The following is a 23,830-nucleotide window of genomic DNA, read 5'->3' on the forward strand; positions in this document are numbered from 1 at the left end:
CGACCTGCGTCATCCGCCGTCGGCAGAGGACGTCATGATGAGCGAGTGGCTCGACCACATCGGACTCGAGACGTGCGTCGTCGCGACGAAGGCGGACAAGCTGCCCAAAGGCAAACGGCCGATGCACGCGAAGGTCATCCGCGAGAAGCTGGGGCTCTCGAAGGAGCGCCCGTTGATCGTATTCTCCTCCGAGGAAGGACTCGGCAAGGACGAGCTTTGGAGCTGGATCGAAACGAAACTCGATTAAGGAAATATATCGCGGCGAGCCGCTTCCCGTCCGATCCTCGGACGACGGGAAGCGGTTTTTTGTGCTTTCTAGCGGGAAACAGCATTTCGCACATTGTACAGTAGAAGAACGCTTTTCGGATATGAGAAGATAAATTTGGACACTCCAAGAACTTCCGAAAGGGGAATCATCGTCATGAAAGTCCTACAGGCTTATAAGTCGAAAAAGTATTTGTTGCGAATGCTGTTATCTATGACGATCTTGATGGTGGCCGTGCTGTTCTTCTCGTTCCTCGCGATGCAATTCAACGCCGAACGGAACGCGGTTCGGATCCAGGAGGAAGCCGACCGTAAGGTGATGAATCAAATCCAGTTAAATGTTTCATTCATGACGGACGTTTTGAAAAACTTGGCTCTTTCTTTGTATATGGATCCGAACATCGGGTCGTTGCTTTCGCAGAACGCTCTGGACGAAATGGCCGTGATGCGATCGATGAATACGTTAAAGCAAGCGTATTTATCCTCCTCGTTCCTTCACTCCATCCTGGTGTACAACGGGATCGACGGGCGAACGTACCCGGTCGGCGAGTTGAGCGTCGGCAAGCCGGATTCCGCGATGACGGAAGGGCTCGTCAAGCTGCTCCGAAGCGAAGAGAAGTTGCCGCGCATGCAGTTGATACCGATGAATTTTAGCGGAAACGAGCGTTCGGTCGATTTCTTCTCGCTAGTGATCTATCAAAATTTCTACGCGGCCAATACGAGGAACGAGAGCGCGCTCGTCGTGAACGTGAAGCCGGAATGGCTGTTCGAAAATTTGCGGGCGGTGAGCGGGTTCGACCAACCGGACCGTTCCAGTACGTTCATCGTCGATAGCGCCGGCAGCGTTCTTTTATCCGGCATCGACCGACTTGCGTTCAGCGAAGGGGCGTTACGTACCGCGTTAACCGGGAAGACGGCGACCGGGACTTTCGGTTCGTTTTCCGAGAAGTTGGGAGGGTCGGAAGAGCTGCTTGTCAGCTATATGGGCATTAAGGGAACCGACTGGACCGTCGTCAGCATCCAGCCTTACGATATCGTGCTGGAAGACATTCAGGCGATGCGGAATACTTCCGTCATGGTCATCGCCGGCATTTTATTGTTGTCCATCGCGTTATCGGTTTGGGTCGCGCACAAGCTGTATCGACCGGTGGAGATGCTAATCCGCAGGCTCGGCATCCGCCCGGAGGAAGAGGTGTCGGGCCGTTCCTCGGGAGCGGACGAATTGTCGACCGTGGCGAATGTGTACAGCGAGCTGATGGAGAAGCTTCATTGGGCGTCGAACGAGCAAGATAAACAGAGACACATCGTAAAAAATTATTATTTGCGGACGCTCGTGACCAACAGCCCGTCCTTGACCGAAACGGAGTTCGCAAATATCCTGGAACGCAACGAGATGAATATCGCCGCGGACCGACCGTATCGACTCATTATCGCGAAAGTGGACGGGTATGCCGATTTCGTTCGAAATTCGAGTTACAATCAAAGAACCTTATACTATTTCGCGATCGGCAATATCGCCGAGGAGATGCTGCGTCGCGAGAAAATCCGCTGCGAAATCGCGGATATGAAGAGCGATCATATCGTCATTCTCGTGAGCGACGAGGCGAATGCGCCGGAGGAACAGCCGAAGGAACTGCAACGCCTTCTGCGAGGCATTCAAGACGTGGTCAAGCGATATTACAAGCTGTCGCTGTCGATGACGATCAGCAACCGAGCCGACAGCTATGTGGACATTACGGAGCGATACGACGAGGCGATCCAATTCGCCATGTATAAGCTGTTGTTCGGGCACGGGGCGATCATTATGCCCGAGATGGTGCGGACGCATCTCGAACATTACGAGTACAGCTTTCCGGTCGAATTGGAAAAGAGGCTGGTGGAAAGCATTCGGACCAACCGACTGGATGAGATGGAAACGGCCGTCGATCATATCTTGGATCATATTCGCGTATACCATTACGATCATATCGTGCATGGAATGCTGCATGTCGTAGACATCGTGAAATCCACCGTAAGAGACATTAACAATCATCGGGTTACTTCGCTTCGGGTTGATCTGAGTACGCTTAGCAGAGACATATTGGAAAAGGAAACGCTCGAGGAAGTCCGCTCCGTCTTCAAAGCCGTTTGTAAGGATATTCACGAGAAGTTGAATCGGCTGGGGGACGAAAGGAATACCGCATTAACCGATGCGGTCAAGGAAATTATCGAGATGAATTATAAGGACAGCAATCTCAGCCTGCAGGGCATCGCGGCGATGCTCCATAAGACCCCTTCTTATGTCGGCCGCATCTTCAAGACGACCGAGTTCGTGTCGATCGGGGAATACCTGAACGAGGTTCGACTTCGGCACGCGCAAGCGTATCTGGAGACGAAAAATTTCAGCATTAAAGAGATCATGGAGCTTGTCGGGTTCGTGAATGAAAGCAACTTCTTCAAGCTATTCAAGAAGACGTTCGGCGTCACGCCGAAGGAATACCGGTTGAAGAAGAAGATCGGGATCAACTCGTAATTGCCGCAAGAAACCGAGAGGAGCCGCCTTCAGTCGTATTACAGACTGTGAGGCGGCTCCGTTTCGCGATGCGGTTATTTCAAGCCCTTATTTTTCAAGAACTCTTCCCACTGCTTCTCGATTTCGGCGTCGACCTTCTCGATGCCGGACGCCTTCAGTTTATCCAGGAATTCCGGAAGCACCGTGTTCGGGTCGACCGCGCCCGTCTCGAGCGCCGTGCCGTATTCGTTCTTGATGGCGTTAATGTTGGCGATTTCCGCTTTGATGTTCTCCTCGCTGTAGTTGAAGCCGTTGCTGACGGGTACGACCGCGCTGCTGTTCAGTTCGATCGTCTTTTCCCACGTATCCGGCGCTTGACCCGGCTTGAGGTATGCGTTGAACTGGTTGCCGAAGACCCAATCGCCGTTCGGCGCATAGCCCGACCCTTCGATCGGCTCGATATATTTGTCGTCGACTTTCTTATAATGCTTGCCTTCGATTCCGTTGCAGATCAAGTTGTACAAATACTTGTCTGTGTTGAGCAGATTCAGCAGCATCATCGCGCGTTCCGGGTTTTTGGAATTTTTGTTAATGACGTGCATCGCGCTGGCGATACCGGTGAAATAGCTGTCGGCGATCGGTGCGTACACGACATCGTGCCCGCCGTTCTGAGCCTTCTCGCCGATTTCGCCGCCCGGCTTCGAGGTGAATTCGATACCGACGGCGACATTGCCCTTGCTTTTCAGGTCGTTGATGTTTTGAAGCACTGGAGCGTCTTTGTTGATATAACCGGCTTGATTCCATGCGCGAAGCGTTTGGTAATACTCCTTCTTCGCTTCGTACGACTCGAGCTGCGTAATCATTTTGTAGGTCGGGTCGTCCTTCTTGTATCCCACCGGCGAACCGTCGGCCGCGACAATCGATCGGTCCGTATAGAAGCCGTTAGAGTTTTGGGCGAGTCCTAACGGGATGACGTCGGGCTCGTTTTCCTTCAGCGTCTTCAGGAACGGTTCGATGTCTTTGTACGTTTGGATCGTGCTCACATCAAAGTTGTATTTCTCGAGGAAACGCTTCTGAATGACGAAGCTCTTTTGCTTCGCGGCGATTTGGTAGATCGGGAAACCGTACACCTTGCCGTCGGCCGCCAGCATATCCGGCCAAAATTTGTCGGGAATGTTCGCGCGTGCTTCGGGCATGTATTGCTTAATCATGTCGTCCGTCAGCTCGAGGTAAGCGCCTCGGTCGATGTAAGGCTGATAGTTGCCCAACCAGCCCTTGGAGCTCCAAGCGATGTCGAACGCTTCTCCTGCGGCGAGCATCGCGTTCAGTTTCGGCTCGTACTCGTCGAAAGTCAGCGGTACCAATTCGACGGTCGCGTTGATTTTCTCCTTCACATACTTGTTGATTTCGTCGTTAACCAGCTGTTGATCCGGCCCGGGTTGTGCGGCGACCGGGTACAAGAACGTCAACTTGACTTCCGGAAGCTCGGGCTCTTTCGGTTCTTCCTTTGCAGGTTCTTGCGTTGTCTCTGTTTTCGTCTCCGTTTGCGCGGCCGCCGGCTCTTCCGACCCGGACGTGCCGGCGTTATTGCATGCGGCTAGCATGCTGACGACAACCAGGAGCAAGCAAAGCTGCAGAATAAAGGATCTCTTGAACTTTACCATCTCTGAACCCTCCAATTTTGTTTTTCAAATATGCGCTTTATTTGGAAATCAGTAAGGCCGATCGTCCTCTCGACTTACATCACCTCCTTTTCGGAACGGTATTACCGGCCTGTGTATGTTGGCAGGGTTCCTATTAACCTTTCAAGGAACCTACTGTGATGCCTTTGATGAAATATTTCTGGAAGAACGGGAACACGATCAGCATCGGGCCGCCCGCTACGATGGCCATCGCCATTCGAACCGACAGCGTCGGAAACTCCGCGAATCTCAATTTATCCGCGACCTGCGCCATGGGCGAGTTGGCTAAAAACTCCGCCTGCTGGATAATCCGTACGAGCAGCAGCTGCAGCGTCGGCGTGAACTTGTCGCTGTCCGTAAAGAGCATCGCGTAGTACCACTCGTTCCAATAGGCGAATGCGATGAAGAGTCCCAAGGTTGCCAAGGCCGGCGTAGATAAAGGCAAGATGATCTGAAGGAAAATTCGAAACTCCTTCGCGCCGTCCATCTTGGCGGATTCGACGATTTCCTTGGAGATTTTGTCCAAGAACCCTTTCATAATCATGATATTGAACGGGCTCATTACCGCGGGGATAATCAACGCCGCAAGCGTATTTTTTAAATGGAGGTATTGAGTCATCAGGATATAAAACGGTATCAAACCGCCGTTGAACAGCATGGTGAAGAACACATAGAACGTTATCGGGCGGTTGTATCGAAAGTCCGTTCGAGAGATCGGGTATGCCATCAGCGCCGTTAGGAATAGCGAGACGGCCGTTCCGACGACCGTGACCAAGATCGTTACGCCGTAGGAGCGGAGCATCTGCTCCGGCTTCTCGAATACGATCCGATACGCCTCGAAGCTCCATTCCGAGGGGATGAACTGGTACCCCAGCTGTCGTAAGCTGTCCTCCGACGTTAACGAGATCGAGATGACCAAGACGAACGGGCAGGCGATCAGTAAACAGACAACGATAAAGAATGCGTTAATGATGAGATTCGGCAGCAGAGTTGATTTCGCGTCCACTTGGTTCGCCTCCCTTCTAGAATAAAGCGCTGTCTTTATCGACCTTGCGTACCAAATAATTGGCGGACACGACGGTGATCAAGCCGACGACCGATTGCAGGAACCCGACGGCCGCCGCGGAGTTAATATCGCCCAGCTTCGTCAGCGCTCGGTACACGTACGTATCGATAACGTCGGTCGTCGGAAAGTTAGGCCCTACGTTGTTCGGCAAGAAGTAGTGCAACCCGAAGTCTCCGCGGAAAATATTGCCGAGCCCTAGGATGAACATAATAATGACAAGAGGCTTAAGCAAAGGCAGCGTAATGCGGGTCATCATCTGCAGCCGGGTCGCGCCGTCCAGCTTTGCCGCTTCGTAATAATCAGGGCTGATCCCCGTAATGCCGGCATAATACACCAAGGTAGAGAAGCCGACCCCTTTCCAGAGCGATACCAACGGAAGGATGAAAATCCAAGGCGTCGTTTCCAGGTACCAATAGATGGGATCCATTCCGAAGTACCCTAGAAGCGTGTTGAGATAGCCGTTTTCATAATCGAGAAAGGCGTTCCCGATGTATCCCACAAGCACCATGGAGATAAAGAACGGAAGGAAGAGGGTCGTCTGGTAAATCTTAATTAACCTTCCGGTTACTTCATTTAATAAAAGCGCGAGAATAAGCGCGATCACCGTGCCGAGAATGATGTAGGTGAAATTGTACAGCAGTGTGTTCCGTATGATCCGGTAGGCGTCTTGCGCTTTGAAAAGAAACTCGAAATTTTGCAGCCCGACCCATTTGCTCCCGAAAATCCCTTGATCGTACCTGTAATATTTGAAGGCCAAGACCAATCCGACCATAGGCAGGTAGGCGATCACGAATTTGAAAAGGATTCCGGGCAACGCCAGGATTAAAAGCTCCTTATTCTTTTTTACATGCCGGAACTCGGATCGGAACCAGCCCCATACAGCCGACTGCGACTTGACCGAATTGCTCTTGGTGTCTATCCCTTGTCGTGACGGCTCTAACTTTCTCATCTCCATCTCCTCCATCTTCGTCTTGCCCTCATCATGCCATGGCTGCAGGACTAAATAAACAATTCGATTCACAAAAAACTGCCTGACGCAGGTGTAAAAAAAGCGAATACATGTGTTTTTTCACAAAAAAAGTTAAAAAGGCCGGCTCCTCCCCTTGCGCAGGAGAGGAGCCGACCTCGATTGTAACGAACTCGTCAGTCAGGAGATGGAATGCTTCGTACGGTATTCCTTCGGCGTGCATCCGAACTTGCCCTTAAATAAACGGAAGAAGTAGCTTTGGTTGGCATATCCGCATTTGTGCATAATTTCCGAGATCGAGACGTCGGTGCGAAGCAGCAGCTCTTGGGCTTGTCGAAGCCGGACTTCATTAATATATTCCGTTATCGAAATCCCGCAAATCTCTTTAAACAGTTTCCCGAGATACGGCGACGAGAGTTTCACGGTCGATGCGATCGATTGTTGGCTCAGGTTGAGATCCGCATACTCTCGCTGGATGAGCTGCTTCACGGTGTCCGCGATCCATTCGTTTCTCTCCGCGCTTGCCGGTCGTTGCCCTTCGCATATGGATGCGCAAACCGCTAGAAACGTCAAATAAATTTCTTCCAGCGTCTCCTGTTCGATAAATATGCTTTCCAGCGGCGCCCAATCGATGGAGATCGAGACGATCCGATTGTTTAATACGTCCGCCGCCGTGTTTTTTACGACCCAAGCGAGGTCGGACACCGCCCGCCGCATGTCGTCGTATTGGAACCTCGACAGCAGGGAGAACGCCCGCTCCAGCACGGCGCCGGTATCCGTAAGATTCCCTTTCTTTAGCGCCTCCGACAGTTTTCTTTCGAGGTCCGACGGCAACGTCTTCTGTTCGTTCGACAAGTGATCTCGGACGTCGATCGTTGTCGAGATCGACCGGTACCCGGCGGCGAAAGCGTATAGACTCAATTGATACGCTTGACGGTATGCGGCGGAAAGGCTGGTCAAGTCGGCGACGGCGTCGCTGATTCCGCACGATAAGGAGATGCCGTAATACTGCTCGATCGTCCCTTGGATGTCCCGAAGTTGCGACTTCACCCGCTCGAACGTCGACGACTGGTCGGGATTCGAAACGATGAGCGCGACGTGGTTCGCCTGAAGGTCGACCGCCTCGCACGGGAACGAACGGGACATGATTTCCTGCGCGATATTGACGATCGCGAAGCTATATAACTTCTTGGCGGATGCCGAGAAGTTGCGATCATATACGGCGAACCGATCGATGCGGAGCACGCAAACCGATACCGGGCGGTCGGCGGAGATGTTCAGGCGGTGCTTTTCGATCGTTCGATGCATCTCGGCATGCGAAAACAACAGGCTATCCGTCAGAAATACCCGAATGTAATATTTGGTCACGATTTGCTCGGAGCTGATCTCCTTAAGCGTCTCCGAGAGCCGGAGGACATTGTCGCTCATCGCATCCAATTCGGTTCCGGATACCGCCGCGTGCTGACGGCCGTCCGCCACGATCGGATGCAACCGCCGAAGCATCGCCTCGATGGGATCGTAAAGCTTATAAGACAACCAGATGGACACGCACATGGCCAGCAGTAGGAACGCGCCGGAGAGCAAGAGGGATTTCGTACGCGAGTCCGTAACGCCCTTCATGACAAGTTCGTACGGCTGCACGTACAGGATCGTCCACTCCCCGATTCCTTCCATATAAGTGACCATGCTTTTGCTTTCGCCCGTGTTTCCGACGACGAAGCCGGAAGGCCTTCCAAAGTCCGCTTTATCCCGCTCGACGAGAGCAGCGAGACGCGCCGGATCGATTCGTTCGTTTCGCGACTGCTCCTCCCCCGCGTAAAGTCGGCCGTCGTACGTCCGAATATAGATGTCGCCGCGATCCTCGGCGCCGGCGCCGTTGATTTGTTGCAGACTGTCGAACACCCATTCCGAACGGACGAAGAAAATGATGGCCGACTCCGTTCCGTCGAAGGGCAAATACGAATCGGTCACGATAAAAGCGAACGCCAAGATGCGATTGTCGCCTTCCTCGTCGCTGACGGGGATAAGCCGGGAAGTCGGGTGCGGCTGCGTCTGTTGAAGCAGCCAACGGCTAAGTCTGTTTTTCGTAACGCCTCCGTCGATCAAGAAGTCGGTGGAGGAGCCATACAGCTCATTCTCGGGCGCGTTGTAGATAGCTATGTTCTGAAGGAACGAAGAGCTTTCCATTAATTGACGCATCTTCATATATCCGCGAATGTATTCCATCTCGGAAGGCTTCGAGAACAGGAGGGGACCGAGATACGGATCTTTGTACGTGAACGTCGAAAGCTGGGTCATCATTTCGTTCATATTGATCTGGTTATATTGGATCTGCGTCAGTACCTTCATATTGGAATGTTCCTGCATGTCGTTGACCGAACGTTCCAACACATAGGTATTCGCGACCGACAGGCCGATCAATATGAGCGCCATCGCGAGCATAATCGAAAACAACACGCGCTGAAAGTATTTTTTGGAAGCGAAGAAACTGAATGTCTTCAATTTAATATGCTCCTTGAGCCTAAATATGTTCGATCATATATAGTTGTAAACGTTTTCGAATGTGCGCGCAAGTCGATTGCTTGGGCAGGTGCAATATCTGAAGCGAGGCGTTTCATTTTTCCGAAAGGATGGCGAGGAAACGGAGAACGCCCCGCACGAAAGCGAGGATGCCATACGATTTTCTTGCCTCCGCTGGCAATATCCCGGAATTTCTCGGTTTTTGCCCGAAATTCAAGAGCGGAGCGCGGGCATTCCCTTTTCGCTATGGTGTATAATGTAATTACGGGGACCGAAACCTGCGTTTCCTAACCTTGATGAATTGAGGAGATCCTTAGTATGGCTCAGCGGTTAGCGACCGAATACGTCAAAACCTGTCTGGTCTTAGATGAAGCTCAATTATCCCAAATGTTCCAAATGTTCCAAAGTCATAATTTGCTCTTTAAAGTGAAGGTGCTCGATCACGGCGACCAGGAGGTTGTTATCGAGAACGCGTCCGGACCGGATGCGCTGACGTTGACGTTCGAGCGTCGACTCGGCAAGTACGTCTTGGAAGGCTCGTGCCGGTTCACCGATCTTCGGATCGCGAACGCGATGCGCAAGGCGGTGGCGCAGTTCAAGGGCGATGCCGTCGTCAATCGGATTTATGAGTACCATACGGTACAGTATCACTATCTCGCCGGCGCGGTCGTTCGGATTACGGAGCTGACGCAGCGCGGCGAACGGCTCGTGTACGAGTACAAGGATACGGCAGGCGAACTGTTGAAGCAGTTCCAAAGCGTCAACGTCGAAGCCGAGATTCAAGTCGTGAAGCTGGAAATTAACGAGCTGCTCGATCGGCGCAACGCCAGCGGCGTTCGTTCGGAGACGGACTTCATCGACGCGGAGCTGCGGCGGTTGTCCAATCGGTTGTTCGCGCTAGAAGCGTAAACGTCACCCGCTCCATCTTGGAGCGGGTTTTTTCATGCGTCTTTTCGGAAAAAGCGGGCGGAACAAGCGCAAGGCGCGTTATCGCCGCATATGCTGGGGGCGACGCCGCCGCGAAATATTAAGATTGCGCGGTCGGGTCGTTTTCCCTAAAAAAAGTATTGCATTTCGTTACGAATGATGTTACTTTTAACATCGTTGAAAAATTAATAGGAACCAGGATTCACTCAGGATATGGATTATCGCGAGATTGATCCCCTAGAGCAGTGAATGACGTAGGTCCTAGCGGATGAAATTTGGTTACACATTTTATTCCTAGGAAGGGGGAACCCGAAAGATGGAATACTCGACTTTCGGTAGACATGTTGCCGTTGACACTTGGGGCGTAGACTTCGAGAAGCTCAACAACGCGGAATGGCTGCAATCCCAGTTGGTCGAAGCGGCGGAAGCGAGCGGCGCTTGCGTATTGTCCGTGCAAGCGAAGCAGTTCGAACCCCAAGGCGCGACAGTACTTGTGCTCTTATCGGAGAGCCACCTCTCGATCCACACGTATCCTGAGAAGGGTTTTGCCGCGATCGATTGCTACACCTGCGGCGAGACGGTCGATCCTCAAGTGGCGATCGATTATCTGGTAGACGTATTGAAGCCGGAGACGACGCATGCGAAGAAGCTGATCCGCGGACTCGGCGAACTGCAGGTCGTGGAGCCGGCCATGAAGACGGCGGCGTTGGCCGCGAAGTAAATATCGAGACGACGATGAGACCATGGGCGGTTCGCGCCCATGGTCATTTATTTGTCCGCGCCCCCATAGGATGTACATAACGAGAACGACGTGCCGGGAGGCGGGGGAATGCGAAGAGGACCGAGATTGCTCCTCTGGACGGTCGTGGGCGCGATGGCGCTCGTCACGCTCGTCCAGTGGATCGCTGCGTTCGGCCGGGGCGGCGAGACGCTTGCGGACGCGAAGCGAATGCTGTACGAAGCTTCTTTGTTTCAGGTGGAGCTGCTCGCGGGATATGCGTCGGAAGCGTCGCGCGCGTCGACGACCGGCGAGCTGGACGGGTTGAAGCAGTCGGCGTATTCGGTCGAATTTACGCACGGACGGCTGGCGCGGGCGGCCGGCGACGGGGTGCCGGAGCTGCGCAGCGCCTCGGCGCTCGTGGAGCTGCTCGTGCGATTGCAGATCGGCGGGGAGCGCCGGCTGAAGCCGGAGGAGGCCGAACGGCTCGCCGCCGCAAGTCCGTTCATTACGGAGCTGTACGACGGCTATGCGGCGTTGTTCGGGGAGGACGGACGCCTGGACGCCGCCGCGGCGGAACGCATTCGCGCGGCGGACGAGCGAATCTTGAACATTTTGCAAGGCGAGTAACGGCGTCGGGTATTCGGGGCTTTCGAAACGGGAAAACTACTTTCAAGATTTCGTCATTTTTGCTTTGAGCGAAGCCTGTCGAATTGTGATATAATGCAATGTATGATATTCTTGTTTAGAATTATTATAAAGTAGAAGGTGGTGGAGAGATGCACATCATCGTTGTCGGGCTAAACTATCGCACGGCGCCCGTCGAGGTTCGGGAACGCTTTGCGATCGCGCCGGAGCGGCTTTCGGAGGCGGTTCGGGAACTGAAGCGCTGGAAGAGCGTGCTCGAGGGTGTCATCGTCGCCACTTGCAACCGTACCGAGTTGTACGCGGTCGTCGATCGGGATCATTTCTGCCCGCAGCATGTCCGAAACTTTATGGCCGCTTGGTTCGGCATGTCGAAAGACGAGTTCGCGCCGTACTTATATACGCACGAGGACGAGGCGGCGAAGCGGCATTTGTTCCGCGTCGCTTGCGGCCTCGATTCCATGGTGATCGGGGAAACCCAAATTTTAGGTCAGGTTCGCGACGCGTTCCTGCTGGCGCAGCGGGAAGGAACGACGGGCACGATCTTCAACGCGCTGTTCAAGGCGGCCGTCACGACCGCAAAGAAAGCACATGCGGAAACCGGCATCGGGGAGAACGCCGTGTCGGTATCCTATGCCGCGATCGAGCTGGGCAAGCGCATCTTTGGCTCGTACCGCGGGAAGCGCGTGCTGATTGTCGGCGCCGGCAAGATGAGCGAGCTTACCGTGAAGCATCTGTTCGCGAGCGGCGCCGAGCGCATCGACGTTACGAACCGCACGCTGGCTCGCGCGGAGGAGCTCGCGGCGCGCTTCGGCGGACAAGCACATCCGTTCGACGCGCTGCCGGCGCTGCTCGCCGAGGCGGACGTCGTCATCTCCTCGACCGGATCGAGGGAGACGATTCTCTCCAAGGCGGACGTCGAGGCCGCGATGCGGGCTCGTCCGTCCCGGCCGATGTTTATGATCGACATCGCGGTGCCGAGAGATTTGGCGCCCGACATCCATGACGTCGGCAACGTGTACTTGTACGATATCGACGATCTCGAAGGCATCGTCGAGACGAATTTGGAGCTGCGGCGCCGCGAGTCCGAGAAGATCGAGGCGATGATCGCGGACGAACTCGCCGCGTTCGATCAGTGGTACCGTTCGCTCGGCGTCGGACCGGTCATTCGCGCGCTGCAGGAGAAGGCGAAGGATATTCATCAAGAGACGATGGAGAGCATGCGAAACAAGCTTCCGGATTTAACCGAGCATGAGCTCAAGATTATTCATAAGCTGACGAAGAGCATGTTGAACCAGATGATGCACGAGCCGATTCAACGGGTGAAGGAGATGGCGCCGGAACGGCACGGGGACGAGGCGCTCGAATATTTTACGAAGCTGTTCGCTTTGGAAGCGGCGCTCGGCGCCCCGTCGGAGAAGGCCGATGCCGCGGCGGCGACGTCCGAACGCGAAGAGCGGCGCCCTCTGCAGCACGGCAGCTTGACGTTGGCGTAAAGCGGTCGTGCTGCAGGAGGTGTCCGGGTCTCGATGGTAACGAAATTTTGGTTGTACGATATCATTATTTATATATATGCCCTGAGCCTTCTGTTTTACTTTTCGGACGCCGTTGCGAAGAACGACGGCGCGAAGCGGATGGGCGAAGGGCTGCTTGTGTTTGTCTGGGTGCTCCAGACGTTGTTTTTTTTCGTGCGCATGTACGAGCATCGCTATATCCCCGTCTTTACGAAATTCGAGACGTTGTTTTTCTTCTCGTGGCTGCTCGTCACCGCATCGCTCGTGGCGAGCCGTTTTTTCGCCTTGCAATTCGTCGTGTTTTTCGTGAACGTGTTCGGCTTTACGGTGTTGGTATTGAATTTGATGGCGGACCCCGGGGTCGCGCCGGTGCGTCTCGAGCTGTCGAACGGCTTGCTCTCGCTTCACGTCGCGCTGGCGATATCCAGCTACGCGGCGTTCGCGTTGTCCGCGATTCTCTCGGGCGCATACTTGTTTTTGCAGCTGCGGCTGAAGCAGAAGCGGTGGACGCTGGCGCTGCGCCGCTTGCCCAGCCTCGAGGCGCTGGAGCGATTCGCGATGAACGCGGCGCTCGTGGGCACCCCGACTTTGATTTTGTCGCTGTCGCTCGGCGCGGTGTGGCTCGGGCTCGAAAATTCGTTGCCGTCGTTGTTCGCCGATGTGAAGCTGTACGCGACCGCGCTCATTCTAGCGGTATACGGCTGGATGTTCGTGCTGAAGTACCGCATGCGCGCCCCCGGTCGTAAGCTGGCGGCGTGGAACGTCCTCGCGTTCCTGTTGCTGCTGCTGAACTTCGCGGTGACGAACGATTATTCCGGCTTTCATCCTTGGTTCTAAGGAGGCGTCAGCGACATGGGCGAGCATCCGAAGTATTACCCGATCATGGCGGACGTAACGGACGCCCTATGCGTCGTCGTCGGCGGCGGTCCGATCGGGTGGCGCAAAATCGCGGGACTGCTGGACTGCGGCGCTCGGGTCGTCGTCGTGTCGCCGGACGGCGTGCCCGCGCTCGAGGCCGCGTCGGCGGACGGGCGCGTCGTTTGGCATCGGCGGCCGTTCCGCGCGGGGGATTTGGCGGGCGCGCAGCTCGCGTTCTCGGCGACGAATAGCGACGCCGCGAACGCGTTGGTCCGGGAAGAGGCTCGGCGCGAAGGCGTCTGGCTCAACGCGGCGTACGGCGCGGACGAAGGCGATTTTGTCGTGCCGTCGGTCGTGCGGAGAGGGCGGCTGGTGATGGCGGTGACGACGGGAGGCGCCAGTCCGAAGCTGGCGCGGCGCATCGCCGGAGAGCTGGAGTCGGCGTACGGGCCCGAATATGCCGCGTACGTCGAGGTGCTGGACCGGTTGCGGAAGTTCGTGCTCGAAAGCGATGCGGAGGCGGAGCGCAAGCTGATTTGTCTGGGACGGCTGCTGGAGTTCGACGGCTTGGCGCGGCTTGCCGCGGGCGAGCCCGCGGAGGCGGTCGAGGCCGATTGCGCGCGACGCCTGCAACACATATTGGAGGCGCCGGCCTAAAACGCGCGGCGCCGGATACGCCCGAACAGGAAGGCAGGAAGAGATGACTACTATGCGGAAATGGATCGTCGGCACGCGCCAAAGCGCGCTTGCCTTGACGCAAACGAATCAAGTGCTGGAGGCGCTTCGCTCGGTCGGCCGGCGGCACGGGATCGAATGCGAGTTCGAGGTGCGAAAGATCGTGACCAAGGGAGATCGCATCTTGGACGTGACGCTGTCGAAGGTCGGCGGCAAGGGCCTCTTCGTGAAAGAAATCGAGCAAGCGTTAATGGACCGGGAGATCGACTTCGCCGTACATAGCATGAAGGATATGCCGGCGGCGTTGCCGGAAGGGCTTATCATCGGATGCGTGCCGGAGCGGGAGGACCCGCGCGACGCGTTCATCGCGCGAGGCGGCTGGACGCTCGAGACGCTTCCGACGGGCGCAAAGCTGGGGACAAGCAGTCTGCGGCGCAGCAGCCAGATGAAATTTCTGCGCCCGGACCTCGTCGTGGAGCCGCTGCGCGGCAATATCGATTCGAGGCTGCGGCGGCTGGAGAACGGCGATTTCGACGCGATTCTTCTCGCTTCGGCCGGACTTCGCCGGATGGGCTGGTCCGATCGGATTACGTCGCCGGTAGAAGCGGACGTGTGCGTTCCGGCGGTCGGACAAGGCGCGCTGGCGCTCGAATGCCGGGAAGGCGACGAGGAGCTGCTGGCGCTGTTTTCGCTATACCACCACGAACGGACGGCCGCGGCGGTCGCGGCGGAGCGGGCGTTCCTCGGCACGTTGAACGGCGGATGCCAGGTGCCGATCGGCGCGCATGCGACGCTCGACGCGTCGGGGCGCACGGTGACGCTGACGGGCTTCGTCGGGACGCCGGACGGCGAGCGGCTGCTTCGCGAGACGGCGTCCGGGGACGAACCGGCGGCGCTCGGCAGGTCGCTGGGCGAGACGCTGCTAGCGAGGGGAGCCGCGGCGATATTGGCGGAGGCGAGGGAGGAATAGGCGTGGGGGAGAGCAAGCCGGCGGGGAAAGTGTTTCTGGTCGGGGCGGGTCCCGGGGATCCGAAGCTGATCACGGTTCGGGGCATGGAGGCGATCGCGAAAGCGGACGTTGTCGTGTACGATCGCTTGGCGAGTCCGAGCCTGCTTCGGCATATGAAGCCGGGCGCGGAGAAAGTGTTCGTCGGGAAGCTGCCGGACAAGCATATGCTGAGGCAAGAGGAGATCAATCAGCTCCTTGTCGACTTGGCGAGCTCCGGCCGCGTCGTGACGCGGCTGAAAGGGGGCGACCCGTCGGTGTTCGGCAGGGTCGGCGAGGAAGCGGAGCAGCTGGCGGAGCACGGCATCGACTTCGAGATCATACCGGGCGTCACGTCGGCGATCGCCGTCCCCGCGTACGCCGGCATCCCGGTGACGCATCGCGATTTCACGTCGTCCTTCTCGATCGTCACCGGCCACGAATACCCGAACAAGACGTACGGCGGCGTGGATTGGGACCATCTGGCGAAGGCGTCGGGCACGCTGGTGTTTCTGATGGGCGTCGCCAACATCGGCAACATCGCCGAAGCGCTCGTCCGCGGCGGCAAAAATCCGTCGACGCCGGTCGCCCTGATCCGATGGGGCACCTGGATGGATCAACGCACGCTCGTCGGCACGCTGGATACCATCGTCGACAAGGTCGCGGCCAGCGGCTTCTCCTCCCCCGCCGTCATCATCGTCGGCAACGTCGTGAAGCTTCGGGATAAGATTCGATGGTTCGAGAAGAAGCCGCTGTTCGGCATGCGCATTCTCGTGACGCGCGCGCGGGAGCAAGCGAGCGAGCTCGTGTCGCGCATCGACGACCTGGGCGGGGAGGCCGTCGAGTGGCCGGTCATCCGCACTGAACCGCTTCCGGTCGACGCGGCGTCGAGCGCCTTCGCCTCGCCGGAAGCGTACGATTGGCTCCTCTTTACGAGCGCCAACGGCGTACAACGCTTCCTGGACGCCTGCGCCGCCCTTCGGGTCGACGTGCGCCGGTACGCCCGGGCTCGCATCGGGGCTGTCGGCCCGAAGACGGCCGAGACGCTGCTCGCGCGCGGGCTTGTCGCCGAGGCGCTGCCCGAGGCGTACCGCGGCGACGCGTTGGCGGAGGCGCTGCTTCCGCTCGTAAAGCCGGGGGAGCGTGCGCTGCTGCCCCGCGCCCGGACGGCTCGCGAGCAATTGGCAACGATGCTGCGACAGGCGGGGGTGCAGGTCGACGAATTGCCCGTATATGAGACGAAGCTTTCCGAGGAAGGCTCGGAGGAGGCGCTGGAGCTGCTGCGGGCCGGCAAGCTTGGCGCCGTCACCTTCACCAGCTCGTCCACGGTGTCCAACCTGCTCGAACTGCTCCGCCGCCATGGCTGGGACCGGCCCGCCGAAGCGCTCGTCGGCGTCCCGGCGTTCGCGATCGGTCCGGTGACGGCGGCCGCCGCGAAGGAAGCGGGAATTCCGGTCGTCGCCGAAGCGGCCGAAGCCAGCGTCGCCGGCCTGCTGGATGCGCTGATCGCATACAACTTAACCAAGAACGGAGGAGACGCGTGAATGAGTTACGATCGCGTTCGACATAGAAGACTAAGGGGCAGCGCGACGATTCGCGCGTTGGTCCGGGAAACAAGGATTACGGCCGATCAGCTGATTTACCCGATCTTCGTCACGACCGGCACGAACGTCAAACACGAAATTCCGTCGATGCCCGGCGTCTATCACCTCTCGCTCGATCTGCTGGAGGCGGAGGCCGCCGACCTGCGCGCGGCGGGCATTCGCTCCGTTCTGCTGTTCGGCGTGCCGGAGGCGAAGGACGAGCTCGCTTCGTCCGCATACGACGAGAACGGCATCGTGCAGCAAGCCATTCGCAAGCTGAAGGCGGTCGATCCCGAGCTGTTGATCGTGGCGGACACGTGCGTGTGCCAATATACGAGCCACGGCCATTGCGGCATCGTGGAGCATCGCGCGCATACGAACCGCGCGGAAATCGTCAACGACCCGTCGCTCGAGCTGCACGTCAAGACGGCCGTCTCCCAGGCGAAGGCGGGCGCCGATATTATCGCGCCGTCCAACATGATGGACGGCTTCGTCGCGGCGATTCGCAGCGGACTCGACGAGAGCGGGCTTTCGCACGTGCCGATCATGTCGTATTCGGTGAAGTACGCGTCGGCTTTCTACGGCCCGTTCCGGGATGCGGCGCATTCGGCCCCGCAGTTCGGCGATCGAAAGACGTATCAGATGGACCCCGCCAACGTACGGGAAGGGCTTCGCGAAGCGGAATCCGACGTCATCGAGGGGGCGGATTTCCTGATGGTGAAGCCCGCGCTCGCCTACCTTGACGTCATTCGGGCGCTGCGCGAGCAGTTCGAGCTCCCGCTGGTCGCATATAATACCAGCGCGGAGTACAGCATGGTCAAGGCCGCGGCGGCCAACGGCTGGATCGACGAACGGGCGATCGTGCTCGAGACGCTCACCGGCATGAAGCGCGCGGGCGCCGACATTATTATTACGTATCACGCCAAGGACGCGGCGAGATGGCTAAAGGAAGATCACTAAATGGATGCATATAACGATTTGTTTCTACGGGCATGCCGCGGCGAGCCGACGGAGCGCGTGCCGGTCTGGTACATGCGGCAGGCGGGACGCTACGATCCGGAATATCGCAAGATCAAAGAGCGTTACTCGCTTCTTGAAATATGCGAGCAGCCGGAGCTGGCGGCCGAAGTGACGTTAATGCCGGTCAAGAAGCTCGGCGTCGACGCGGCGATCCTATACTCCGATATCATGAATCCGGTCGCCTCGATCGGCATCGACTTCGACATCGTCAAGAACGTCGGACCGGTGATCCATAATCCGATCCGTTCCCGCGCGGACGTGGAGGCGCTCCGCCCGATCGACGTAGAGGGCGACCTGTCCCATATTTTAAAGACGATCCGCATTTTAGACCGGGAGCTGCGCGTGCCGCTCATCACGTTCGCGGGCTCGCCGTTCACGATCGCGAGCTACCTGATCGAAGGCAGGCCGTCGAAGAGCTATATTTTAACGAAAACGATGATGTATTCCGAGCCGGACGTCTGGCACGCGTTGATGAATAAACTCGGCGACATGGTGATCGCCTATGTGCGGGCGCAAGCCGCGAACGGCGCGAAGGCGGTGCAGCTGTTCGACAGCTGGGTCGGCGCGCTGTCGCCGCGCGATTTCCGCGTATATGTGTTGCCCGTCATCGAGCGAATTTTCCGCGAGCTGTCCGACTTGCCGCAGGCGAAAATTTATTTCCCGGGCGTCGCGTCGGGCGAGCTATTGCCATACCTGGGTGGCTTGCAGGCGGACGTGATCGGCCTCGATTGGCGCGTATCCGTTCGGGAAGGGCGCCGGCGCCTCGGCGAGCGGTTCGCGGTCCAGGGCAACTTAGACCCATATGTGCTTACGGCGCCGCAGCAGGTAATCGAAGCGCAAGCGGCCGCCATCCTCGACGAAGGCATGGAGGCGCCGGGGTACATTTTCAATCTAGGCCATGGACTTTTCCCCGAGGCGTCGCTCGATAAGCTGAAGCTGCTGACGGAATTCGTGCACCGGTATTCCGAAGAGCGCCAAAGGAGCGTGCAAGGATGACCAGCGCCGCAAAGTACGGCCCCAACGCGGTCGGCGTGCTCGTTATGTCGTACGGTACGCCGGAGAGCTTGGACCAGGTCGAGGCGTATTACACGCATATTCGCAGGGGGCGTCCTCCGACGCCGGAACAGCTGAACGACCTGGTGCGGCGCTACGACGCCATCGTAGGCGGGTTCTTTCCGCTGCGCCGCAATACCGACGCGCAGGTGGCGGCGCTGCAGGCGACGCTCGACCGCGAAGCGGCCGACGGAACGACGTACGTTTGTTACCAAGGCTTAAAGCACGCCGCCCCGTTCATCGAAGACGGCGTGAAGGCGATGGCCGCGGACGGCATCACGCGGGCGGTCGGCGTCGTGCTCGCGCCGCATTATTCTGTTATGAGCATCGGAAGCTACGTGAAGCGCGCGCAAGCCGCCGCGGAGGAAGCCGGCGTCGCCATGGCGTTCGTCGAAAGCTATCACCTGCATCCAAAGCTGATCGAGGCGCTTTCCGTGCGGGTGGAGCGGGCGCTCGCCCGCTTCGCCGAGGTCGATCCGGAGGAAGTGAAAGTGCTGTTTACGGCGCATAGCTTGCCGGAACGCATTTTGGACATGAAGGATCCTTACCCCGAGCAGCTGCTCGAGACGTCCCGCGCGATCGCGGAACGAACGGGCATCGAACAGTGGCAGTTCGCATGGCAGAGCGCGGGACAAACCGGGGAGAAATGGCTCGGGCCCGACGTGCTCGAAGAGCTGGAGCGGCTTCATGCGGAGGAAGGCGTCGATTATGCGCTCGTCTGCCCGATCGGCTTCGTCTCCGATCATCTCGAGGTGCTGTACGACCTCGATATCGAAGCACAGGCGCTTGCGGGCAAGCTCGGCATGCATCTGGAGCGCACCGAGATGTTGAATACGGAGCCGCTCTACATGGAGACGTTGTCCGATGTCGTTCGCTCGAAGACGACGGCGTTAGAGGAAGGTTCCTAAGATGGAAAAGAACATTGTCGTCGTCGGCGGCGGCATTACCGGCCTCTCGGCCGCGTATTACGCGGCGCGGCTGGCCAGGCGCGAAGGGATCGAGCCCAAGGTGACGCTGATCGAAGGCGGCGAGCGGCTCGGCGGAAAAATTCGAACGATGCGCAGGGACGGCTTCGTGATCGAGCGCGGACCGGATTCGTTCCTCGCGCGGAAACGGCCGATCATCGATCTTTCGCGCGAACTGGGCATCGAAGGCGAGCTTGTCGCCCTGAATCCCGCGACGAGAAAAACATACATCTTGCGAGGCGGGCAGCTGCATCGCATCCCCCCGGGACTCGTGCTCGGCGTGCCGACGGATTGGAAGCCTTTCGTCGCGAGCAAGCTGATCGGCTGGCCGGGAAAGCTGCGGGCGGCATTGGATTGGGTGCTCCCCGCGGCGCGGGGCGACGCCGACGAATCGTTGGGCGGTTTCCTTCGGCGGCGGCTCGGCGATCAGGTGGTCGACTTCGTCGCGGAACCGTTATTGTCGGGCATCTATGCAGGCGATGCGGATCGGTTGAGCTTGCTCGCCACCTTCCCGCAGTTCCGCGCGGCGGAACGAAAATATCGAAGCCTCATGGTCGGTCTGGCCCGCGGCGCGGCGGGCGAGGACCATCTCCCCCCGCATGCGAGGGGGAGCGCGTTCCTCAGCTACCGGAACGGCTTGTCCACGTTGATCGAGCGCCTCGAGGCGGCGCTCGAGGAAGAAGGGGCGGTCGTGCTTACGGGGAAGCCGGTCCGTTCCGTGACGCCGCGGGATGGCACTGGCGGCGCCGTCGTAACGCTCGAAAACGGAGACGCGCTCCTAGCCGATGCCGTCGTCGTCACCACGCCGGTTTCGGAGCTCGGTCGGCTGCTCCCGGACGTTCCCGAGGCGGGGGTTTTCCGCGATATGGCGTACGCGTCGGTCGCGAACGTCGTACTCGCGTATCGGCGCGAGCAAGTGACCGTGCCGCTCGACGGAGCCGGCTTCGTCGTACCCCGGACGGAGGGGAGGTTGATCACCGCCTGCACGTGGACATCGTCGAAATGGCTGCACACGGCGCCGGAGGATCGCGTGCTGATTCGCTGTTACGTCGGCCGCATCGACGACGACCGGTGGCAATCCATGAGCGACGACGCGCTCGTGGCCGCCGTTCGGCGCGAAGTCGCCGAGCTCGTGGGCATCGCGGCGGAACCCGAGTTTTCGGATGTGACGCGCCTCCCGCGGTCTATGCCGCAATACGAGGTCGGTCACCTCGATCGGGTACATACGCTCCGAGAGGGGTTACGTACGAAAGCCCCCGGCGTGTTCGCGGCGGGGGCGGGATTGGAAGGAGTGGGGCTGCCGGATTGCATCCACCAAGGGAAGCAAGCGGCGGAGCAGGCGGCGGCGTTCATCCGCCGCCGCGAAGCTTAGACAAGTCTAAGGAAAAGCCGTGCGGCGTCGAGTTCAAAATTTGGATGCGCTCGAGGTCGCGAATGACCTCCATGAGCACCGACTTCGTCACGCCGGCCATACGGGCCAGCTCGTCGAAATTGAGCGCGATACGTATATTGATGACGTTGCCGCTGCGGATGCCGTTCTTGTTCGCGAAGATGATCAAATTTTTCAGCACGCGCGTCCGGGCGTCCACGAATGTTAAGTCGTATACGTGATCGTTGGTCTCCCGGATGCGGCGGCACAGCTCCTGCATGATGGAGAGGGACATATCCGGGTGGGACTTGAGCAGCTGTAAAAATTCCGAGCCGCGCAACGTTAAGAACATGCTGTCCTCGAGCACCTGCGCGCTCGCCGATCTGGGCTTGCCGTCGATCAGCGACAGCTCGCCGAAGTTATCGCCGGCTTGAAAGACGGACAATATTTTTTCTTCCCCGCCCGCATTGGACGTGAACACCTTGACCGAACCGGACACGATAATATAGAACACATCGCCCGGCTCCTTCTCTCGAAACAGCACCGTGCCGGCTTTGAAGCCTTTGCGGTTGCAAATTTCCGAAAGACGGGTCAGTTGATCCTCGGAGAGATGTTTAAATAACGGAACCTGATGTAAAAGGGATAACATAGGAAGGCTCTCCTCTGTTTGGGAAGTCAATTCATTTTACCATAGGCGGTTTAGGAAAGGATAGGTGGATTTCGGCATGAGCGGTCAAAAACGCGTTACGACACGGTCGGAAGCTGCATTCGAACAGGCACGCCGCATCATCCCGGGCGGGGTAAACTCGCCGGTGCGGGCGTTCCGCTCGGTAGGGGGGGCGCCGTTTTTCGTGGAACGGGGCCAAGGCTCTCGCATCTACGATATCGACGGGAACGAATATATCGACTACGTCGGATCGTGGGGGCCGCTCATTCTGGGACACGCGCATCCGGAGGTGCTGGCGGCGATCGGCGAAGCGGCGGCGCGGGGGACGAGCTTCGGCGCCCCCACCGAACGGGAGACGGAAATGGCCGCGCTCGTCTGCGAGCGGATGCCTTCCGTCGAAGTGGTGCGCATGGTCAACTCCGGCACGGAAGCGACGATGAGCGCGCTCCGGCTCGCCCGAGGCTATACGAACCGATCGAAAATTTTGAAATTCGAGGGCAGCTACCACGGGCATGCGGACGCGCTGCTGATCAAGGCGGGCTCCGGCGTCGCGACGCTCGGCCTGCCCGACAGCCCCGGCGTACCCGAGGGCGTGGCGGAGCATACGATCACCGTGCCGTATAACGACGTCGAATCGCTCCGTCTGGCCTTCGAGAAATACGGGGAGCAGCTGGCCGCCGTCATCGTCGAGCCGGTCGGCGGCAATATGGGCGTCGTTCCGCCGCTGCCCGGTTTCCTCGAGGAAGTTCGGGCGATTACGACTCGACACGGGGCGCTGCTCATCTTCGACGAGGTCATGACAGGCTTCCGGGTTCACCTGCACTCGGCCCAAGGCTTGTACGGCATAACGCCGGACTTGACCTGCATGGGCAAAGTGATCGGCGGCGGCCTGCCGGTCGGAGCGTACGGCGGGCGCCGGGATATTATGGAGAAGATTGCGCCTAGCGGACCGATTTACCAAGCGGGCACGCTCTCGGGCAATCCGCTCGCCATGGCGGCGGGCATCACGACGCTTCGACTGTTGGGGCGCCCGGGCGTATATGAAGAATTGGAGCGCAAATCCGCGAGGCTCGAAGCGGGTTTGGCGAGCTGCGCCGCCAAGTACGGCATCCCGTCGACGATCAATCGCGTCGGTTCGATGGTTTGCCCGTTCTTCACCGATGCGGCAGTCATCGATTACGCGACCGCGAAGACGTCCGACCTGCTGCGATTCAGCCGCGTCTTCGGCCGCTTGCTTGACAGCGGGGTCAGCATCGCGCCTTCGCAATTCGAGGGCATGTTCGTATCGCTCGCGCATACGGACGAAGATATCGACCGGACGATCGATGCGTTCGATAAAGCCTTACAGGCGGAATAACGACGATTGCGCGCGCCGGCGGGAACTCCCGTCGGCGTGCTTTATTTTTCTCCGCGCGGTTTCCCCTCGTTGGCAAGGGGTGCGGGGTGCGGGCTTCTTTCCCGCCTGTAACCCTTACCTCAGATGCACACACCGTTATACCATTTATATATAAAGCCGTACCTTCTCCGAGGAAAATGCTCGTCTGCGTATGAAGACGTTCGATATTATACGGCTTGAACGTTACGGGCCGTACATAGCGCCATCCATTCTTCCCAAGCCGAGGCGCCTCGCGCGGCCAAGTTCCAACGGAAGCAATATTCGTGGAGATAGCTTTGCAAATACTTCGACCGCAGCCCATGGAACGTACGGTTTAACCACCGACGAGCGCCTCGGAAACCTTCGTTTAGCGCTTCGGGACATTTCTTCCAGCCGCTGAGCCACGTCGCGGCCGCTCCGGCGCGGGCAGCCCTCGCCAGCATTCTTCGGATGCCGTCCGTCGTCGCTTCCTTCGTGCCCGGCTTC

At 58.3% G+C, this 23,830-nt stretch carries 19 protein-coding genes and 2 pseudogenes; 15 read left to right on the forward strand and 6 right to left on the reverse strand.

What is annotated here, in order from left to right:
• Both VEZ38_RS07775 and VEZ38_RS07780 read left to right on the forward strand, forming a co-directional pair.
• Nucleotides 1–247, forward strand: a pseudogene (locus tag VEZ38_RS07775) (YihA family ribosome biogenesis GTP-binding protein); the annotation flags it as partial.
• A 174-nt stretch (nucleotides 248–421) separates the two neighbouring features.
• Nucleotides 422–2,776, forward strand: a complete 2,355-nt coding sequence (locus VEZ38_RS07780; RefSeq protein WP_324892783.1) for a helix-turn-helix domain-containing protein — start codon at nucleotides 422–424, stop codon at nucleotides 2,774–2,776.
• Nucleotides 2,777–2,850: 74 nt separating this feature from the next.
• Here the strand turns inward: VEZ38_RS07780 and VEZ38_RS07785 are convergent, their stop codons facing one another.
• The 4 genes from VEZ38_RS07785 to VEZ38_RS07800 form a co-directional block, all read right to left on the reverse strand.
• A complete protein-coding gene (locus tag VEZ38_RS07785) occupies nucleotides 2,851–4,419 on the reverse strand; it encodes an ABC transporter substrate-binding protein (protein WP_324892784.1) in 1,569 nt (522 codons plus the stop codon).
• Nucleotides 4,420–4,552: 133 nt separating this feature from the next.
• Nucleotides 4,553–5,443, reverse strand: coding sequence for a carbohydrate ABC transporter permease (locus VEZ38_RS07790; RefSeq protein WP_324892785.1), 891 nt, complete (start codon nucleotides 5,441–5,443; stop codon nucleotides 4,553–4,555).
• Nucleotides 5,444–5,459: 16 nt separating this feature from the next.
• Entirely contained in the window at nucleotides 5,460–6,317 is an 858-nt protein-coding gene (locus VEZ38_RS07795) for an ABC transporter permease subunit (RefSeq protein ID WP_324892786.1), read from the reverse strand.
• Nucleotides 6,318–6,650: 333 nt separating this feature from the next.
• Nucleotides 6,651–8,972, reverse strand: coding sequence for a helix-turn-helix domain-containing protein (locus VEZ38_RS07800; RefSeq protein WP_324892787.1), 2,322 nt, complete (start codon nucleotides 8,970–8,972; stop codon nucleotides 6,651–6,653).
• Between the two features lie 336 nt (nucleotides 8,973–9,308).
• On the opposite strand from VEZ38_RS07800, the gene VEZ38_RS07805 reads away from it, so the two are divergent.
• The 12 genes from VEZ38_RS07805 to hemG all read left to right on the forward strand — a co-directional run bounded on the left by VEZ38_RS07805 (nucleotide 9,309) and on the right by hemG (nucleotide 21,305).
• Complete coding sequence (locus VEZ38_RS07805) at nucleotides 9,309–9,899, forward strand: non-ribosomal peptide synthetase module (protein WP_324892788.1); 591 nt, start codon at nucleotides 9,309–9,311, stop codon at nucleotides 9,897–9,899.
• A 334-nt stretch (nucleotides 9,900–10,233) separates the two neighbouring features.
• Nucleotides 10,234–10,638 (forward strand): adenosylmethionine decarboxylase, encoded by a 405-nt coding sequence (gene speD, locus VEZ38_RS07810; RefSeq protein ID WP_324892789.1) that lies wholly within the window; start codon nucleotides 10,234–10,236, stop codon nucleotides 10,636–10,638.
• 108 nt (nucleotides 10,639–10,746) lie between these two features.
• Nucleotides 10,747–11,265 carry an S-adenosylmethionine decarboxylase gene (locus VEZ38_RS07815; RefSeq protein WP_324892790.1) on the forward strand — a complete coding sequence of 173 codons (519 nt, stop codon included), beginning with the start codon at nucleotides 10,747–10,749 and terminating at the stop codon, nucleotides 11,263–11,265.
• 149 nt (nucleotides 11,266–11,414) lie between these two features.
• Complete coding sequence (hemA, locus tag VEZ38_RS07820; protein WP_324892791.1) at nucleotides 11,415–12,776, forward strand: glutamyl-tRNA reductase; 1,362 nt, start codon at nucleotides 11,415–11,417, stop codon at nucleotides 12,774–12,776.
• Between the two features lie 33 nt (nucleotides 12,777–12,809).
• The gene (gene ccsA, locus VEZ38_RS07825) at nucleotides 12,810–13,631 is read left to right on the forward strand and encodes a cytochrome c biogenesis protein CcsA (RefSeq protein ID WP_324892792.1); all 822 of its coding nucleotides are present in this window, start codon (nucleotides 12,810–12,812) and stop codon (nucleotides 13,629–13,631) included.
• A gap of 15 nt (nucleotides 13,632–13,646) precedes the next feature.
• On the forward strand, nucleotides 13,647–14,309 hold the full coding sequence (locus tag VEZ38_RS07830; RefSeq protein ID WP_324892793.1) for a bifunctional precorrin-2 dehydrogenase/sirohydrochlorin ferrochelatase: 663 nt from the start codon (nucleotides 13,647–13,649) through the stop codon (nucleotides 14,307–14,309).
• Nucleotides 14,310–14,361: 52 nt separating this feature from the next.
• Nucleotides 14,362–15,297, forward strand: coding sequence for a hydroxymethylbilane synthase (gene hemC / locus VEZ38_RS07835; RefSeq protein WP_324892801.1), 936 nt, complete (start codon nucleotides 14,362–14,364; stop codon nucleotides 15,295–15,297).
• Nucleotides 15,298–15,299: 2 nt separating this feature from the next.
• On the forward strand, nucleotides 15,300–16,856 hold the full coding sequence (cobA, locus tag VEZ38_RS07840; protein ID WP_324892794.1) for a uroporphyrinogen-III C-methyltransferase: 1,557 nt from the start codon (nucleotides 15,300–15,302) through the stop codon (nucleotides 16,854–16,856).
• Nucleotides 16,857–17,855 carry a porphobilinogen synthase gene (gene hemB, locus VEZ38_RS07845; protein ID WP_324892795.1) on the forward strand — a complete coding sequence of 333 codons (999 nt, stop codon included), beginning with the start codon at nucleotides 16,857–16,859 and terminating at the stop codon, nucleotides 17,853–17,855.
• Entirely contained in the window at nucleotides 17,856–18,911 is a 1,056-nt protein-coding gene (gene hemE, locus VEZ38_RS07850; RefSeq protein WP_324892796.1) for a uroporphyrinogen decarboxylase, read from the forward strand. It begins immediately after the preceding gene.
• The gene (hemH, locus tag VEZ38_RS07855) at nucleotides 18,908–19,876 is read left to right on the forward strand and encodes a ferrochelatase (protein ID WP_324892797.1); all 969 of its coding nucleotides are present in this window, start codon (nucleotides 18,908–18,910) and stop codon (nucleotides 19,874–19,876) included. Before hemE ends, hemH begins: the two co-directional genes overlap by 4 nt.
• A gap of 1 nt (nucleotide 19,877) precedes the next feature.
• Complete coding sequence (gene hemG / locus VEZ38_RS07860) at nucleotides 19,878–21,305, forward strand: protoporphyrinogen oxidase (RefSeq protein ID WP_324892798.1); 1,428 nt, start codon at nucleotides 19,878–19,880, stop codon at nucleotides 21,303–21,305.
• On the opposite strand, the gene VEZ38_RS07865 is transcribed toward hemG, so the two are convergent.
• Nucleotides 21,283–21,951: a Crp/Fnr family transcriptional regulator gene (locus tag VEZ38_RS07865; protein ID WP_324892799.1), complete on the reverse strand. Its 669-nt coding sequence runs from the start codon at nucleotides 21,949–21,951 to the stop codon at nucleotides 21,283–21,285. The two genes, hemG and VEZ38_RS07865, sit on opposite strands and share 23 nt — an antisense overlap.
• 76 nt (nucleotides 21,952–22,027) lie before the next feature.
• On the opposite strand from VEZ38_RS07865, the gene hemL reads away from it, so the two are divergent.
• A complete protein-coding gene (gene hemL / locus VEZ38_RS07870) occupies nucleotides 22,028–23,326 on the forward strand; it encodes a glutamate-1-semialdehyde 2,1-aminomutase (RefSeq protein WP_324892800.1) in 1,299 nt (432 codons plus the stop codon).
• Between the two features lie 206 nt (nucleotides 23,327–23,532).
• Here the strand turns inward: hemL and VEZ38_RS07875 are convergent.
• Nucleotides 23,533–23,830, reverse strand: a pseudogene (locus tag VEZ38_RS07875) (hypothetical protein); the annotation flags it as partial.

Origin of the sequence: Paenibacillus sp. (genome assembly GCF_035645235.1) — a bacterium.
In the GTDB taxonomy this organism is placed as follows: Bacteria; Bacillota; Bacilli; order Paenibacillales; family YIM-B00363; genus Paenibacillus_AE.